The organism is Pseudomonas sp. NPDC078416 (assembly GCF_050268485.1).
GTDB lineage: Bacteria > Pseudomonadota > Gammaproteobacteria > Pseudomonadales > Pseudomonadaceae > Aquipseudomonas.
In genome coordinates, this window is sequence record NZ_JBNNGV010000002.1 from 198473 (window position 1) to 214961 (window position 16489).

At 59.7% G+C, this 16489-nt stretch carries 11 protein-coding genes, 2 tRNA genes and 1 pseudogene; 10 read left to right on the forward strand and 4 right to left on the reverse strand.

Annotated features, from left to right (window positions below; all coding sequences use genetic code 11):
* Positions 1-181: 181 nt before the first annotated feature.
* A pseudogene (locus ACQKEN_RS04775) lies at positions 182-505 on the forward strand (cold shock domain-containing protein membrane protein); the annotation flags it as partial.
* Positions 506-565: 60 nt separating this feature from the next.
* A complete protein-coding gene (locus ACQKEN_RS04780; RefSeq protein WP_004667445.1) occupies positions 566-787 on the forward strand; it encodes a cold shock domain-containing protein in 222 nt (73 codons plus the stop codon).
* 75 nt (positions 788-862) lie between these two features.
* Here the strand turns inward: ACQKEN_RS04780 and ACQKEN_RS04785 are convergent, their stop codons facing one another.
* On the reverse strand, positions 863-1069 hold the full coding sequence (locus ACQKEN_RS04785; protein ID WP_427684056.1) for a SlyX family protein: 207 nt from the start codon (positions 1067-1069) through the stop codon (positions 863-865).
* Between the two features lie 2 nt (positions 1070-1071).
* On the reverse strand, positions 1072-1497 hold the full coding sequence (locus ACQKEN_RS04790) for an HIT domain-containing protein (protein WP_427684058.1): 426 nt from the start codon (positions 1495-1497) through the stop codon (positions 1072-1074).
* Between the two features lie 985 nt (positions 1498-2482).
* Between ACQKEN_RS04790 and ACQKEN_RS04795 the strand changes: the two genes are divergently transcribed.
* The 3 genes from ACQKEN_RS04795 to ACQKEN_RS04805 all read left to right on the forward strand — a co-directional run bounded on the left by ACQKEN_RS04795 (position 2483) and on the right by ACQKEN_RS04805 (position 6733).
* Complete coding sequence (locus ACQKEN_RS04795) at positions 2483-3805, forward strand: OprD family porin (RefSeq protein WP_427684060.1); 1323 nt, start codon at positions 2483-2485, stop codon at positions 3803-3805.
* Between the two features lie 173 nt (positions 3806-3978).
* On the forward strand, positions 3979-5694 hold the full coding sequence (locus ACQKEN_RS04800) for a proline--tRNA ligase (protein ID WP_427684062.1): 1716 nt from the start codon (positions 3979-3981) through the stop codon (positions 5692-5694).
* A gap of 82 nt (positions 5695-5776) precedes the next feature.
* The gene (locus tag ACQKEN_RS04805; RefSeq protein ID WP_427684063.1) at positions 5777-6733 is read left to right on the forward strand and encodes a hypothetical protein; all 957 of its coding nucleotides are present in this window, start codon (positions 5777-5779) and stop codon (positions 6731-6733) included.
* Positions 6734-6750: 17 nt separating this feature from the next.
* Here the strand turns inward: ACQKEN_RS04805 and dinB are convergent, their stop codons facing one another.
* The gene (gene dinB / locus ACQKEN_RS04810) at positions 6751-7809 is read right to left on the reverse strand and encodes a DNA polymerase IV (RefSeq protein ID WP_427684065.1); all 1059 of its coding nucleotides are present in this window, start codon (positions 7807-7809) and stop codon (positions 6751-6753) included.
* Between the two features lie 237 nt (positions 7810-8046).
* Between dinB and ACQKEN_RS04815 the strand changes: the two genes are divergently transcribed.
* The 4 genes from ACQKEN_RS04815 to ACQKEN_RS04830 all read left to right on the forward strand — a co-directional run bounded on the left by ACQKEN_RS04815 (position 8047) and on the right by ACQKEN_RS04830 (position 12730).
* A tRNA-Met gene (locus ACQKEN_RS04815) sits at positions 8047-8123 on the forward strand.
* A gap of 268 nt (positions 8124-8391) precedes the next feature.
* Positions 8392-8468 (forward strand) — tRNA-Met (locus ACQKEN_RS04820).
* A gap of 330 nt (positions 8469-8798) precedes the next feature.
* Positions 8799-11441 (forward strand): bifunctional lysylphosphatidylglycerol flippase/synthetase MprF, encoded by a 2643-nt coding sequence (gene mprF, locus ACQKEN_RS04825; protein ID WP_427684067.1) that lies wholly within the window; start codon positions 8799-8801, stop codon positions 11439-11441.
* Positions 11441-12730: a virulence factor family protein gene (locus ACQKEN_RS04830; protein ID WP_427684068.1), complete on the forward strand. Its 1290-nt coding sequence runs from the start codon at positions 11441-11443 to the stop codon at positions 12728-12730. The genes mprF and ACQKEN_RS04830 overlap by 1 nt, the downstream gene beginning before the upstream one ends.
* Before the next feature lie 210 nt (positions 12731-12940).
* Here ACQKEN_RS04830 and ACQKEN_RS04835 read toward each other — a convergent pair whose 3' ends face one another.
* Positions 12941-14839, reverse strand: coding sequence for a potassium transporter Kup (locus tag ACQKEN_RS04835; protein WP_427684070.1), 1899 nt, complete (start codon positions 14837-14839; stop codon positions 12941-12943).
* Positions 14840-15109: 270 nt separating this feature from the next.
* On the opposite strand from ACQKEN_RS04835, the gene rimO reads away from it, so the two are divergent.
* Positions 15110-16447, forward strand: a complete 1338-nt coding sequence (gene rimO, locus ACQKEN_RS04840) for a 30S ribosomal protein S12 methylthiotransferase RimO (protein WP_237259155.1) — start codon at positions 15110-15112, stop codon at positions 16445-16447.
* The last annotated feature ends 42 nt before the right edge of the window (positions 16448-16489 follow it).

The following is a 16489-nucleotide window of genomic DNA, read 5'->3' on the forward strand; positions in this document are numbered from 1 at the left end:
CGCTTGATTTGAGTAGCTCTCGGCTTTGCTGTTAAATACAGACGCGCTGCCGCCAAAGTGCCGTCCGGTGGCAGCGCATAGGCAGGACAGACACTCGTGCATCACGCCTTCCTTTTTTCACGAAGCGTACCGAAGGTCACCCGCTATTTCCTTGTGATCCATCTTAATGTGAGTCATCGAAATGTTGAAAATAGTCCACCTGCTAACGGGCGCAGCTGCCCTGCTGCTGTCTTTCATCCCAAGTCTAGGTAATGAAGCACAGTCTCCATACCTGTCCCAACCGGATGCGCTGTACCTGGCGCTCTTCGGCCTCATCAACCTGGTGCTTGCGCCAGTGATTCCTTACTGGAACAAAGGTCCACGTCATCAATTGCAAAGCCTGGTCAGCGTCCTGCTGGTTCTCGCCGTAGTGGCCCAGACCCTTGCCTTGCTCGTTCCGCTTAAAACCATTGCCGGCCAGCCAGCCGTTCTGGTCAGCCTGCTTGCCGTCGTCATTGCCGTGGCGTTGCACCTGGCGGTCAGCTTCTACCGCTCATCTCCTGCGCCTGCCGCACAGTCCCAGGATCTGGGCAACCGCGATACAGGCACGGTGAAGTGGTTCAACACCTCCAAAGGCTTCGGATTCATTTCCCGTGATTCGGGCGACGATATCTTCGTGCACTTTCGCGCCATTCGCGGTGAAGGCCACCGCGTTCTGGTCGAGGGCCAGCGCGTCGAGTTTTCGGTGATGAACCGCGACAAAGGCCTGCAAGCGGAAGACGTCATCGCTGCGCTTCCGCGCCGTTAACTTCGCCGCATAAAAAAACCGCGCTCACCAGCGCGGTTTTTTTTGGCTGAAATGCCTGCCCTCAGCTCTCTTCCCTTAATAGTGAGGGGGACGCGAGTCTTCAACGAAGCCGTCGCCCTGCCCGCCCATCTCCTCCTGACGCTTGATCAGGGCGGCGATCTGTAATTCCAGACGATCAAGACTGCGCTGCTGGGCGACCAATACGTCGTTGAGGGCCTGAATCGTGTCGTCCTGAAAGGCCAGTCGACTTTCCAGCTCCATGACACGTGATTCGAGATCCATGGTCAGTCCTCCTTAAAGATGAATGATTCGGTCAATTCGGACTTCAGTTGCGAGGTGATCCGGGCAACTTCATCCGGCGAATAAGGCTTGGCGGGATGTTTGCCCCACACCGGCGCAGGCCAGGCCGCGTCACCGACCCGGCGAACAATGACATGCATATGCAGCTGACTGACCACATTACCCAGCGCAGCGACGTTGATCTTGTCGGCCTGAAACGTACGATCAACTACGGACGAGAGGTAGGTGGTTTCTTTCCACAACTGCGCCTGCTCCGCTTCGGACAGTTGGAACACTTCACTGATATCCGGACGCTTCGGCACCAGAATGAACCATGGGTAATTTGAATCATTGGACAGCAGCAGCGTGCACAGCGGGAAGTCGCCGATGGGTAGTGTGTCTTGCAGCAAGCGCGGATCTAGAACAAACACGTAAATACTCCTGATCGCGAATTAGGTTGATTGAGCCGGCTGACTGGCCCGATAAAGGTCCTGGGTAGCGGGAAGGATACTCGCGAATTCCGGACGATTCATCCAGCGCTGCGGTTCTGGGCATTTTGCGGATCTGGTGTTGATGGGTAAGCAATCCATATCCGCTTCGCACCAGGAACGCTCGAAACAAACCGCCACGCACTGTCTTGAAGCAGGCAGTCGCACGCGCAGGTCAGGCATGAACAGGCACAGGATTACGGATACGCCCAGCTAATCCGGGCCTCACGGACGACATTCCTGGGTGGCCCTGCAGTCATGATGCGCGGCGCACCCCCGAAACCAGAAGGGAAGAACCAAACGCAGGCATTTTTGCGGAATGACGCACCAAAACGACTCAGATGAGGCCCGAATATGTGACAGCCATCCGCGATTTACCCACTTCCGAGGGGTAACAGGTAACGTCAGTGACATTTGCCCGCGCTATTCTCAAGAAGAATGCCGTTGCAAAGCAGGCTATCGAAAATATTTTTATCGTTTGATTTCAGCAACTTGGAGCCTATATCGAATGCTTTTCCAGCACTTCCGACATTTTTTTCATGTTCGTTGAAATTTTGTGCACGGTTGTTGCTTTGTCACACACAAGCTTGAAGACGAGCATGTCGAGAGACAGGCCGGGACCGAAGGGAAGCAACGATGTTTGACAAGGTAGCTGGAGGGTTTGGATTCGATGAGGGTGAGAATGAATCCAGCGCTCAAAGTGACCCGGTAGTTGCACGGTTTAAAGAATCAGGAGCTGTTTCCTAGCGACATGGACAGAGCGGGCGGCGACAAGGCCGTAAAGAAATTGAAAGGGTAGGTTCGTAACTATCGCCAATAATGTCAGCGTGCTATAAATTTCGCCGACACCAAAAAGAAAGAAGCCGGCCAGATAAAAAAACAGGTGGACGGCAGTACTCTTCTTAAAAACCAAAGGAGCAAAGTCACGATGAGAGTGATGAAGTGGAGCGCAATCGCACTGGCCGTTACTGCAGCCAGCACCCAATTGGCATCGGCTGCGGCATTCGTAAGCGATCAGGCCGAAGCAACTGGTTTTGTAGAGGGGAGCAAGCTGGACGTTAAGGCTCGTAACTACTACTTCAACCGCGACAAAAAGAACGGCGCTGTCGATGACAAGGACTGGACTCAGGGCTTCTGGGCAAACTATAGCTCCGGTTACACCCAGGGCCTGATTGGTGTTGGTGTCGACGCGTTCGGCTACGCCGGCTTCAAGCTGGATGGTTCCGACAAGTACTCGGGTTCGGGCAACCTGGTGACCGACAGCCAAGGCAAGAACGAAGACAGCTTCGGCAAGGCCGGTGGCGCTGTTAAATTCCGCGTCTCCAAGACCGAGCTGAAAATCGGCGACATGCAGCCGCAGAACCCGGTCTTCGCAGTCGGCGGTTCTCGCCTGTTGCCACAAACTGCGACTGGCGTGACGTTGCAGAGCAGCGAAATCAAAGGTCTTGACGTAGAAGCAGGTCGCTTCACTTCGGGCACCAGCCAGGACGAGACCAATCGCAACGGCGATATCTGGGCCACCTACGCTGGCGTGACCTCCAAGTCCGCTACCTACGGCGGCGGCAAGTACTCGATCACCGACAACCTGGGCGTTGGTTTCTACTACAACAAACTGGAAGACGTGTGGAATCAGTACTACGGCAACGTGAACTACGCACTGCCGTTGACCGACGACCAGGCACTGGCGTTCGACTTCAACTACTACAACACCCAGGACACCGGCAGCAAGAAAGCAGGCGACATCAGCAACAACGCTTTCTCCCTGTCTGCAGCCTACTCGTTCCTGGCCGCTCATACCCTGACCCTGGCATTCCAGAAAGTTAATGGTGATACACCGTTCGACTACATCGGTATCGGCGACAACAACCGCGGTGGCGACTCGATCTTCCTGGCGAACTCGATTCAATACTCCGACTTCAACGCCCCGGGTGAAAAATCCTGGCAAGCCCGCTACGACCTGAACATGGCCACCTACGGTGTTCCAGGCCTGAGCTTCATGGCTCGCTACGTGACCGGTACTGACATCGACGGCACCCACACCCCATCGAACAGCACCTACACCGGTCTGTACGGCTCTGATGGCAGCCACCACGAGACCAACGTCGAGGCCAAGTACGTTGTTCAGACCGGCCCCGCCAAAGACCTGTCGTTCCGCATCCGTCAAGCGTTCCACCGTGCCAACACGGACGAAGGCGAAGGCGATATCAACGAGTTCCGTCTGATCGTCGACTACCCGATTTCGGTCCTGTAATCGCGCGGTCTGACACTCGTTACCGAAAAGCCCGGCCTTCACGCCGGGCTTTTTCATGGGCGCACGGTAGACAATCCCTCCCCTCGCAGCGCCCGCCCGGCCTGTACTCATCGATATCACCGCCGTACAATGCCGGGTCATTTCCCAGTCACCGCAACCGACAACGGCCGACCATGCGCACCAGTCAATATTTGCTCGCCACACAGAAAGAAACGCCATCCGATGCGGTCGTGATCAGCCATCAGCTGATGCTTCGTGCCGGCATGATTCGCAAACTTGCCTCCGGTCTCTACACCTGGCTCCCCATGGGCCTGCGGGTATTGCGCAAGGTCGAAGCGGTAGTGCGTGAAGAGATGAACGCAGCGGGCGCGCTGGAAGTGTTGATGCCTGGCATCCAGCCGGCGGAGCTCTGGCAGGAGTCCGGTCGCTGGGAACAGTACGGCCCTGAGCTGTTGCGCCTGAAAGACCGTCACGATCGTGATTTCTGCGCGGGCCCGACCCACGAAGAAGTCATCACCGATCTGGCCCGCAACGAACTCAACAGCTATAAACAGCTGCCCATCAACATGTACCAGATCCAGACCAAATTCCGTGACGAAATCCGTCCCCGCTTCGGTTTGATGCGCGGCCGCGAATTCATCATGAAGGACGCCTATTCCTTCCATGCGACCCAGGATTCCCTCCAGGAAACCTACGACCGCATGCATCAGGCGTACTGCAACGTGTTCACCCGCCTGGGCCTGAACTTCCGTCCGGTAGTGGCTGACAACGGTTCCATTGGCGGCGCAGGCTCCCATGAGTTCCACGTGCTGGCCGAATCCGGCGAAGACGACATCGTGTTCAGCGACACCTCCGACTACGCCGCGAACATCGAAAAAGCCGAAGCCATTCCGCGCGAGTCCAGCCGCCCTGCGCCGACTGAAGAACTGCGCCTGGTCGACACCCCGGACGCCAAGACCATCGCGGCCCTGGTCGAGCAATTCAATCTGCCGATCGAAAAGACCGTCAAAACCCTCGTCGTGCATGCCGCTGAAGAAGGCAAGCTGATTGCGCTGATCATCCGTGGCGATCACGAACTCAACGAAATCAAGGCGTCCAATCTGGAGCAGGTCGCCAGCCCGCTGGTCATGGCCTCCGAAGCCGAATTGCGTGACGCCATTGGCGCCGGCGCGGGTTCCCTCGGCCCGTTGAATCTGCCGCTGCCGTGCATCATCGACCGCTCGGTAGAGCTGATGAGCGACTTCGGCATTGGCGCGAACATCGATGACAAGCACTACTTCGGCGTCAACTGGGAGCGGGACCTGCCGGTTCCGACCGTCGCTGACCTGCGTAACGTCGTCGCCGGCGACCCGAGCCCGGATGGTCAGGGCACCGTGATCATCAAGCGCGGTATCGAAGTCGGCCACATCTTCCAGCTGGGCACCAAGTACAGCGAAGCGATGAAGTGCCAGGTCCTGGGCGAGAACGGCAAGCCCGTCACGCTGACCATGGGCTGCTACGGGATTGGTGTGTCGCGCGTTGTGGCTGCCGCGATCGAGCAGAACAACGACGCAAACGGCATCATCTGGAGCGACGCACTCGCGCCTTTCCAGATCGCCCTCGTGCCGCTGCGCTACGAAACCGACGCGGTTAAAGAGGCAACGGACAAGCTGTACGCCGAACTGACGGCAGCTGGCTTCGAAGTGCTGCTGGACGACCGCGACAAGAAGACCAGCCCGGGGATCAAGTTTGCCGACATGGAACTGATCGGCATTCCGCATCGCATCGTGGTCAGTGACCGCGGCCTTGCCGAAGGCAACCTCGAGTACAAGAGCCGCACCGAAGCCGAAGCACAGGCCCTGCCTGTTGCCGATGTGTTGTCTTTCATCAAGGACCGGATCAAGCGCTGACCGGATGGCGCGCCTGCGATTGTGCAGGCGCGCTTTTATCCGCCACGCCTCTGCGATGCGCCTTACCTGCACTAGAGATCTCATGTTCAAGCGAAATCCCTCACGTCTCGCAGGCGCTGTGTTGTGCACCAGCCTGTTACTCGGCGGCTGCGCCAACCATCTGTCTCAACGCAGCGAGCATGAAGAACGTGTCGAGCGCAAATTGCTCGACCACAGTTTTCAGGTCGACCTGGGCGAACCCAAGACGCTGGAGTTGCCCCAGCGCCGGATACGCATCCACGAACTGAAAACCTTCGATATCACCGAATTCGAAGTCACCCGGCACTACGACCGGTACACGCCGTATCAACCGTGGCGGGAAGTCTATGAAATCCCCTTGGGCGCCGTGGCCATCGTCGCGGGCATCGGCGCCAATGTGGTCAACGTGCTGACGTTTGGCAGTCTGCCCGACAGCGTCACCAAGGACTGGCTCACGTACGGCGTCGCGGGCGTTAACCCGTTCATGAACGCACCCTCCCATGGTCGCGCTCAACAGAACCTGGCCGGTATCGACGAAGTACAGCTCGATCACCGGGTCGAGCATTCGAGCCTGCCCTGGAGTGAAGCGCCGGTTGAAGTCACTGCGGGCAAAGAGACCCACGAGCTGAATACGGACCGCAACGGCGTGCTCCGGGTGAATCTGCTGGACAGCCCGTTCGCCGAGCAAAACCTCAGTTATGTCACGCAACTGAACCTCAAAGTGCAGGATGACCAGAGCAACGTTCAGGCAATCGCTACGTTGCCGCTGAGCAAATCACTGCGCGGCAAGCTGATTGAAGCGCACGATCTGATCTATGACGACCTGGAAGATGACGAAGTCAGCCAGTGGGTACACCGCGTCAAGCGCCTGTCCGAACTGGGCCTTGAAGAGGAAGCCAGTGAGCTGGAACAGTCGCTGATCGAGCTGACCCGCAACGATCCGCAACTCCAGCATGAATTCCTTCGGTCACTGGCAAAAGACGCCGGTCGATTGGTCGCGGTGCCACCGGGCAGTGAATAGCCTGGCCTGAACTCGCCTCAGCTGAACAACTCCAGCTGCTCATGGGCAGCCCGAAGGTCATGCAGACGCACACCGATTCCCAGCAATCGCACCGGCTTGCCGCCGCGTGCGAAGGCCTGGGTCAGCAGTTGCTCGTAACTGCCCAGGTCCCGCCCTGCCCCCGCCTGTTCCAGCGTCGTCTGAGTGAAGTCGTGAAACTTGACCTTCACGAACGGCTTGCCGGGGCGGTAAAGGCTGTCAATCCGCGCGATGCGGTCGTTCAATGTTTCCAGCAATGCCGGCAGCATCAATAAACAACTGGCCAGGTCCGGCAGATCAGTGTCGTAGGTGTTTTCGACACTGACTGACTGGCGCCGATTGTCGTTCTGCACGGGCCGCTCATCCACACCATGGGCCAGATTCCACAGCCGCTCACCGAACGAGCCGAATTCACGCACCAGCGACAGCCTGGTCCAGCCGCGCAGGTCGGTGCAGGTGACGATGCCCAGGCGGCCAAGCTTGTCGGCGGTCACTTTGCCGACACCGTGCAATTTGGACACCGGCAGCTGGGAGACAAAGTCCTCGACCTGATCAGGCGTGATCACGAACAGCCCGTTTGGCTTTTTCCAGTCGCTGGCGATCTTGGCCAAAAACTTGTTCGGGGCCACGCCGGCGGAAACCGTGATGTGCAGCTGATTGGAGACCCGCCGGCGAATATCCTGGGCGATGCGCGTCGCACTGCCGGCAAAGTGCTCGCAATCCGTCACATCCAGATAAGCCTCATCCAGCGACAGCGGCTCGATCAGATCGGTGTAGTCGCGGAATATCGTCTGGATCTCTTTCGATGCTTCTTTATAGGCATCCATTCTCGGTTTGACGATGGTGAGGTCCGGGCACAGCGTCAGCGCATGCCGGGATGACATCGCGGAGCGGATGCCGTAGGCCCGGGCTTCGTAGTTGCAGGTGGCGATCACACCCCGCCGTTCTGCCGACCCGCCGACTGCCAACGGCTTGCCGGCCAGACGCGGGTCGTCGCGCATCTCAATAGCGGCATAGAAGCAATCACAGTCGATATGGATGATTTTGCGCTGCGGCATCACATGGGGTCGTAGGAAAACGGTCGTGCAGTATCTCATTCACGTGACTTTCTGACACTGAATAAGCCTCGCCCCTACGGAACGTGCACTCCACGAAACCTCCCTGAAACTCCCTTAAAGCGACGCGCGCCGCAGCCATCCGCCCCACGCGCCACGCTAACCACTTGAAGAAAAAGCATTTTTTTCTGCCGATTGCTTGACAGCCCGGCGATCCTCTGTAGAATGCCGCCACACAGACGCGGGATGGAGCAGTCTGGTAGCTCGTCGGGCTCATAACCCGAAGGTCGTCGGTTCAAATCCGGCTCCCGCAACCAAACATCAAAACAGGCTACTCGAAAGAGTGGCCTTTTTTGTGGCCGTCATTTGAGCAAGCCCGCTCCCATCGCTACCTCCCCCCACCTCTTCATATAAATGAAACAAGGCCCGTGGATGATGGCGACATGCCGTCAGGTGCGGAGTGCGATAAAAGCCTTGTCCAACCGCCACTTAGGCACACCAACGCTCCCGATGAGGTTATTTTGTCGATCTCCGGCATTAAAGGTTGACACTTTGTCGTTCGACTGTAGAATGCCGCCACACAGACGCGGGATGGAGCAGTCTGGTAGCTCGTCGGGCTCATAACCCGAAGGTCGTCGGTTCAAATCCGGCTCCCGCAACCAACATCTAAAAAGGCTACTCGAAAGAGTGGCCTTTTTTTTGCCTCGCTGAAAGCTCACGAACAGCGAGCCTGAATCCTTGTCACATCCCATTACCGGGGTGCGTTCATCCGAGAGGTCTTGTTACTGTATGTTGCCGGGAGCGATAGTTTTCACCTCCCCTGCCGATACGCTGGCCAGCGACTGAACCTAGACTGAACGGTCACCGATACGTATCCGTGGTATTCGCCCGTTAGACGTTGAAGCGCTAACATCCTGAATTATTTTTTGCGTAGGGATTGGTAACTTGGCTGTATACCTCCATCCTGTCGCGCACGATCCAAGGAGTGATTGATGCGCGCCAACCCGTCCGACACAAATGAAGCAGTGACGGAGCATCCTCCGGCTCCCCCGAAACGACTGCGTCTACGCGAACTGGTGAGCAAGTACCGTCAACCCATCGGGTTGGGCGTCACCATCCTTCTGTTCGCCGTCGCCCTGATCGCCTGTCGGCACATGCTGACCGAGCTGGACATCTACGCTCTGCAGGATTCGCTGCTCAGTGTGCCGCTGCCTTCTCTGGCGGGCGCAGTGCTGGCGACAGCCATCGGTTTCGTGATTCTGCTGGGCTACGAGTGGTCCGCCAGTCGCTACGCCAATGTGGATCTGCCACCGAAGTCGCTGATCATGGGCGGCTTTTGCGCGTTCGCCATCGGTAACGCGGTAGGTCTGTCGATGCTCTCCGGCGGCTCGGTTCGTTACCGCCTTTACTCGCGATTGGGACTGGGTGCGGGCGAAGTTGCCCACATGACCCTCTTTGCCAGCCTGTCATTGGGTTGCGCACTTCCCCCGCTGGCGGCCCTTGCGACCTTGAGCGATCTGCCCGCCGCTTCGCTGGCGCTGCATGTGTCGGTGCCGGTACTGGCCACCGTCGCGGTCGCGGTCCTGGCGATCAGCGCAATCCTGGGTTACGCGATCTATCGCCGGCGTCTGCCGGAACAGACGATCCCGCATAATTTGCTGGTCCGCGCCGGACGCCGCACGCTGCGTCTGCCTGGCGTGCGCCTGACGCTGATGCAATTGGTGATCACCGCGCTGGACGTCGCGGCGGCGGCTGCCGTCCTCTATCTGTTGCTGCCCTCTGCCCCGCCCTTCGGCGCGTTCCTGCTGGTTTACCTGCTGGCCCTGGCCGCCGGTGTTCTCAGCCACGTGCCCGGTGGCGTCGGCGTCTTTGAAGCCATTCTGCTCGCCGCCTTTGCTGACGAACTGGGCGCCGCACCGCTGGCCGCCGCGCTGCTGCTGTACCGCCTGATCTACGTGGTGATGCCGCTGCTGATCGCTTGTCTGGTGCTGCTTTACAGCGAGGCCAAGCGATTGCTGTTTGCGCAGCAGGCCATGCGCGTTGCGTCCGGCCTCGGTGCGCCGATTCTGGCATTGCTGGTATTTCTCTCCGGGGTGGTGCTGCTGTTTTCCGGCTCCACGCCCGAGATCGACACCCGCCTGGAGAGCCTCGGGTTTCTCATTCCCCATCGACTGATCGACGCTTCGCACTTTGGCGCCAGCCTGATCGGCGTGCTGTGCCTGTTGCTCGCGCAGGGATTGCGCCGTCGTCTTTCAGCTGCGTGGATGCTGACCACGATCCTGCTGTTTGTGGGCTCCATTCTGTCGATTCTCAAGGGTTTCGACTGGGAAGAAGCGAGCCTGCTGCTGCTGACCGCGTGTTTGCTGGCGATCTTCCGGCGCTCGTTCTACCGCCCGAGTCGTTTGCTGGAACTGCCGTTTTCCCCCCTGTATCTGGTCGCCAGTGTCTGCGTCCTGGGCGCTTCGTTCTGGCTGCTGCTGTTCGCCTATCAAGACGTGCCCTACAGCCATCAGCTGTGGTGGCAGTTCACGCTGGATGCCGACGCCCCTCGCGGTCTGCGTTCGGCACTGGGCAGCGCGGTGTTGCTGCTGATCGTCTCGCTGACCTGGCTGCTGCGCACCGCCCGCCCGGTGATCAACCTGCCCGACGAGGCACAGCTTGCCAAAGCCGCGGAGATCATCAAAGCGTCCAGCCAGCCCGACGGCGGTTTGGTGCTGACCGGCGACAAAGCCGTGCTCATGCACCCGGATGGCAACGCCTTCCTGATGTACGCCCATCGCGGCCGTAGCCTTGTCGCGTTGTACGACCCGATTGGCCCGACCCAGCAACGGGCCGAGCTGATCTGGCAGTTCCGCGATCTGTGCGACGTTCACCATGCACGCCCCGTGTTCTATCAGGTGCGTGCCGAGAATCTGCCGTTCTACATGGACATCGGTCTGACCGCGATCAAGCTGGGCGAAGAAGCCCGGGTCGATCTGCACAAGTTCGACATCGAAGCCAAGGGCAAGGAAATGAAGGACCTGCGCTACACCTGGAATCGGGGTGGGCGCGACGGTCTGTCGCTGGAAATCTACGAAGTGGGCCAAGCGCCCATGGACGAGCTCAAAGTGATTTCCGATGCGTGGCTGATGGGCAAGAACGTGCGCGAAAAAGGTTTTTCGCTGGGCCGGTTCAGCCTGGATTACCTCAAGCATTTTCGCATTGCTATCGTTCATTTCCAGGGCAAGCCGGTCGCGTTCTCCAATTTGCTGGAGACCTCGCGCAATGACCTGGCGAGCCTGGACCTGATGCGCTCGCACCCGGAAGCGCCAAAGCTGACCATGGAATTCATGATGGTCGGGCTGATCCTGCATTACAAAAAAGAAGGTTACGCCCGCTTCAGCCTTGGCATGGTGCCGTTGTCCGGGCTGCAACCGCGGCGTGGCGCGCCTCTGACCCAGCGTCTGGGTTCGATGGTGTTCAGCCGTGGCGAACAACTCTACAACTTCCAGGGGCTGCGCCGTTTCAAAGACAAATTCCAGCCTGACTGGGAACCTCGTTATATGGCCGTGCCCGCAGGACTTGATCCGCTCGTGGCACTGGCAGATACCGCCGCCCTGATCGCAGGCGGCCTGACTGGATTGGTGAAACGCTGATGATTCAACGCTACTGGCGCTTTTTGCTCGCGGCCCTGGTAATCCTGGTGGTGGCACTGGGTTTCTGGCTGTGGAACCGCCCCGCCGCGCAACCGACTCTCGAACACATCACCCTGGATGACGGCGCTGCGCTGATCCGTGTGGTGCCCTCGACCAAGGTGAAGACCCAGGTCGCGCTGGCCGTTACCACTGAAGAATCACTGACCGAGAAGCAACTGCTCGCCCTGAGCTACGACGCTTCCGCCCGGGTCATACAAGTGACGCTGCCGAAGGACGACTGCCAGCTTCAGGCCAAGACCTTCAATGCCGCGCTGCAGAAGCTCGACGGTGCGCCCGATCTGGTTGCCGGTGTCGGCTCCGGTGCTTCCCTGGCGTGGCGCTGGCTGGCCGGTCAGAACAACGACAACGCCCGGGCCATCTCGGTCGGCTTCGTCCGCGATCAACCGGGTTGCACCGACCCTGTGCCCAAAGCCGCCGCCCACGGCAAGTGGACGGTCGCCTGGAACGACGGCCCCGACGACGAAAGCGCCACGCTGGTCCGTGACGCACCCAACACCGAAACCAGCATCAGCGACTACGACATCAAGTACCCGCAGGTGCTGAACAACGAAGTGCGCCGTCGCCTGATCGGGGGTGACGACAACGGCGGCCTGAACATTCCGGTGGTTGAGGTACCGTCTTCGCAGCCCTCTGACACGGTGACGCTGTTCCTGTCCGGCGACGGTGGCTGGCGCGACCTCGACAAAGACGTAGCAGGCGACATGGCGAAAATGGGCGGCTACCCGGTCGTCGGCATCGACACCCTGCGTTACTACTGGGAGCACAAATCGCCTGAGCAAACAGCCGCTGATCTGAGCGAGCTGATGGCCCATTACCGCCAGAAATGGGGCGCCAAGCACTTTGTGCTCGCCGGCTACTCCTTCGGCGCCGACGTGCTGCCAGCGATCTACAACCGTTTGCCGGAAGAAGACAAGGCGCGGGTCGACGGCATCATCCTGCTGGCCTTCGCCCGCACTGGCAGCTTCGAGATTGCCGTTGAAGGCTGGTTGGGCGCTGCCGGCAAAGAAGCCGCGACAGGGCCTGAAATGGCCAAGCTGCCCGGGGATAAGGTGTTGTGCGTCTACGGCATCGAAGAGAAGGATGAAAGCGGTTGCACGGAAACCACCGCGCCTGGCGAGAAGATGCAGCTGCCCGGTGGCCATCACTTCGACGAAGACTACCCGGCCCTGGCCAAGCGCCTGAGTGCAGTGATCGACAAGTGGAAAGGCAAAGAGCCCGCTGCCGAGTAATCACCCGCCCATAAAAAATCCCCGCTCTCTTGCGATTGCGGGGATTTTTTGTTTCAGGGCCTGCTCACGACGGGTCCCACCTCCGGTTACGCACTGTCCCCGTAGGACCGGCTTCAGCCGGGAAGAGGCCGCTGCATACGCCATCAATCTTTCAGCGCGGCACCAAACGCCTTCCCGGCTAAAGCCGGTCCTACAGAGGCCAAGGGCCGCTTACATCTCCACCTGCGTGCCCAGTTCGATCACCCGGTTGAACGGCAACTTGAAGAAACGCAGATTGCCGTTGGCGTTTTTCAACATGAACGAGAACAGCCCCTCGCGCCAGCGGGCCATGCCCACCAGTTTCGACGAAACCACGGTTTCGCGGCTGAGGAAGTAAGTCGTGCGCATCGGGCTGAAGTCCAGCTCCTTCAGGTGACACAAGCTCAGCGCTGCCGGCACGTCAGGCTCGTCGATAAAGCCGAAATGCAGGATCACCCGATAGAAGCCCTCGCCAAACGCCTCGACCTCGAAGCGCTGGGCCGTCGGCACGCGCGGAGTGTCTTCGTACACAACGGTCAGCAACACCACCTGCTCGTGCAACACCTGGTTGTGCAGCAGGTTATGCAACAGCGCATGGGGAACGGCGTCTGCACGGGCCGTGAGAAACACTGCCGTGCCCTGAACGCGATGGGGCGGCTGCACGCGAATACTGCTGATGAAGATCGGCAGCGGCAGGCCGCCTTCGTCGATGCGGTCCACCAACAACTGCTTGCCGCGCTTCCAGGTGGTCATCAGGATGAACAGCACGATGCCCGCCAGGAAGGGGAACGCCCCGCCCTGAATGACTTTTGGCACGTTGGCCGCGAAGAACATGCCGTCCACGAACAGGCATCCGATCAAAATGGGCACCGCGATCAGCGGCGGCCATTTCCAGGCCAGCAGCATGACCGACGCCACCAGAATCGTCGTGCACAGCATCGTACCGGTCACCGCCACGCCATAAGCCGAGGCCAGCGCCCCGGAAGACTCAAAGCCGAGGACCAGCAGGATCACCCCGACCATCAGCGCCCAGTTCACCGCGCCGATGTAGATCTGCCCTTGGGCGTCGCTGGAGGTGTGCTGGATGTACATGCGCGGGATGTAGCCAAGCTGAATCGCTTGCAGCGTCATCGAGAACGCCCCGGAGATCACCGCCTGCGAAGCAATAATGGTTGCCAGTGTCGACAGGGCGATCAAGGGCAACAGCGCCCAGCTCGGCGCCAGCAGGTAGAACGGGTTGCGCACCGCTTCAGGGTCTTGAATCACGAGGGCGCCCTGCCCGAAGTAGTTCAGCACCAGTGCCGGCAGGACCAACGCGAACCAGGCGCGGGAGATCGGCTTGCGACCGAAGTGGCCCATGTCGGCGTAGAGCGCCTCGGCTCCGGTCAGTGCCAGCACTACCGCGCCCAGTACCGAAACGCCAATGCCGGGATGGTCAATAAAGAAGCGAACCGCCCACACCGGATTGACCGCGTGCAGAACCTCCGGCTGCTGGAAAATGCCGTGAACACCGAGTACCCCAAGGGTCACGAACCACAGCACCATGATCGGGCCAAACATCACGCCGATCCGCGCAGTGCCGTGACGCTGAATCAGAAACAGCGCCACCAGCACAACCAGAGCGATCGGCACCACCCAGCGCTCAAGCCCGTCAAAGGCCAGCTCCATGCCCTCGACCGCCGACAGCACCGAGATCGCCGGGGTAATCATGCTGTCGCCATAAAACAGCGCCGCGCCAAACAACCCGCAGACGATCATGCTCGCCTGCAGCCTCGGATAATTGGCCGACGCCCTGCGCGCCAACGCCATCAGCGCCATGATGCCGCCTTCGCCGTCATTGTCGGCACGCAGCACCAAGGCCATGTATTTGAAGGAGACCACCCAGATCAGTGACCAGAAGATCAGCGACAGAATGCCCAGTACGGCGTCATGGCCGGCTTGCACGCCATAGCCGCCGAGGAACACTTCCTTGATGGTGTACAGCGGGCTGGTACCGATGTCGCCATAGGCAACACCCACCGCACCCACCAACAGACTCAACGGTTTCGCCGAAGAATGCCCGACCTCTGCCTGACTCGTTGCGTGACCCATTTACCACTCCTGAAACCATGACTCGAGCACCGCGATCCGGCGTTGTCGGATTGACCCACGCCGCACCGGTAAATTCCGATGCGCCCGGCCCACTTGGGGTGCCGGGCGTAACGCCGCGAAGCATAGCGCAGCACTCGTCGTAATTCTCTGTATAACACTGGTCAATCGTTCGACGCGCCGCTAGAATTGCGCACTTTTTGATCAGAGGCGCCCCAAGCGCCCAGTCAATGCCTCGGCTATTCGCCGGGCATCCTACGCCGAGGTTAGTCAATGTCCACCGTCACCACGTCTGCCGCCCCCAAGGTCGGCTTTGTCAGCCTCGGTTGCCCGAAGGCTCTGGTCGATTCCGAGCGCATCCTGACCCAGCTGCGCATGGAAGGCTATCAGGTCGTTCCGACCTACCAGGACGCTGACGTGGTCGTGGTCAACACCTGCGGTTTCATCGACAGCGCCAAGGCTGAATCCCTCGAGACCATTGGCGAAGCGCTGGCCGAAAACGGCAAAGTGATCGTCACCGGTTGCATGGGCGTGGACGAAAGCGTGATTCGCGCCGTGCACCCGAGCGTGCTGGCCGTGACCGGTCCGCAGCAGTACGAGCAAGTGGTCAATGCCGTCCACGACGCCGCGCCACCGAAGCTCGATCACAACCCGCTGATCGATCTGGTGCCGCCGCAAGGCGTCAAGCTGACTCCGCGTCATTACGCCTATCTGAAAATTTCCGAAGGGTGCAATCACAGCTGCAGTTTCTGCATCATCCCGTCCATGCGCGGCAAGCTGGTCAGCCGCCCGATTGGCGACGTGCTGGACGAAGCCCAGCGTCTGGTCAAAGCCGGCGTGAAAGAGCTGCTGGTGATTTCCCAGGACACCAGCGCCTACGGCGTCGACATCAAGTACCGCACCGGTTTCTGGAACGGCCAGCCGGTCCGCACGCGCATGACCGAGCTGTGCCAGGCCCTGAGTTCGCTGGGTGTGTGGGTACGCCTGCACTACGTTTACCCGTATCCGCACGTCGACGAGATCATCCCGCTGATGGCGGCGGGCAAGATCCTGCCGTACCTGGACATCCCGTTCCAGCACGCCAGCCCGAAGATCCTCAAGCTGATGAAACGCCCGGCCTTCGAAGACAAGACCCTGGCGCGCATCAAGAACTGGCGCGAACAGTGCCCGGACCTGATCATCCGCTCGACCTTCATCGTCGGCTTCCCGGGCGAAACCGAAGAAGATTTTCAGTACCTGCTGGACTGGCTGACTGAAGCCCAGCTCGATCGCGTCGGTTGCTTCCAGTACTCCCCCGTCGAGGGCGCGCCGGCGAATCTGCTGGATGCGCCTATCGTGCCGGACGACATCAAGCAGGACCGCTGGGACCGCTTCATGGCGCACCAGCAGGCCATCAGCGCCGCCCGCCTGCAGATGAAGATCGGCAAGGAAATCGAAGTGCTGATCGACGAAGTGGACGAGCAGGGTTTCGTCGGCCGTTCGTTTTTCGATGCACCGGAAATCGACGGCAATGTGTTCGTTGAAAGCGACCGTGATTTCAAGCCGGGCGACAAGGTCATGTGCCGCGTGGTGGATGCCGATGAGTACGACCTGTGGGCTGAGCCGATCTAACGCTCAATCTCCGGCTCGACAGCCGCTTCACCTCCAACAGCC

What these genes read in the sequence shown, in the direction of transcription:
- ACQKEN_RS04805 (WP_427684063.1), top strand. Translation starts at nt 5,777, where the DNA reads ATGTTCAAGCGAAATCCCTCACGTCTCGCAGGCGCTGTGTTGTGCACC.
- ACQKEN_RS04795 (WP_427684060.1), top strand. Translation starts at nt 2,483, where the DNA reads ATGAGAGTGATGAAGTGGAGCGCAATCGCACTGGCCGTTACTGCAGCC.
- ACQKEN_RS04835 (WP_427684070.1), bottom strand. Translation starts at nt 14,839, where the DNA reads ATGGGTCACGCAACGAGTCAGGCAGAGGTCGGGCATTCTTCGGCGAAA.
- rimO (WP_237259155.1), top strand. Translation starts at nt 15,110, where the DNA reads ATGTCCACCGTCACCACGTCTGCCGCCCCCAAGGTCGGCTTTGTCAGC.
- ACQKEN_RS04785 (WP_427684056.1), bottom strand. Translation starts at nt 1,069, where the DNA reads ATGGATCTCGAATCACGTGTCATGGAGCTGGAAAGTCGACTGGCCTTT.
- ACQKEN_RS04830 (WP_427684068.1), top strand. Translation starts at nt 11,441, where the DNA reads ATGATTCAACGCTACTGGCGCTTTTTGCTCGCGGCCCTGGTAATCCTG.
- dinB (WP_427684065.1), bottom strand. Translation starts at nt 7,809, where the DNA reads ATGCCGCAGCGCAAAATCATCCATATCGACTGTGATTGCTTCTATGCC.
- mprF (WP_427684067.1), top strand. Translation starts at nt 8,799, where the DNA reads ATGCGCGCCAACCCGTCCGACACAAATGAAGCAGTGACGGAGCATCCT.
- ACQKEN_RS04800 (WP_427684062.1), top strand. Translation starts at nt 3,979, where the DNA reads ATGCGCACCAGTCAATATTTGCTCGCCACACAGAAAGAAACGCCATCC.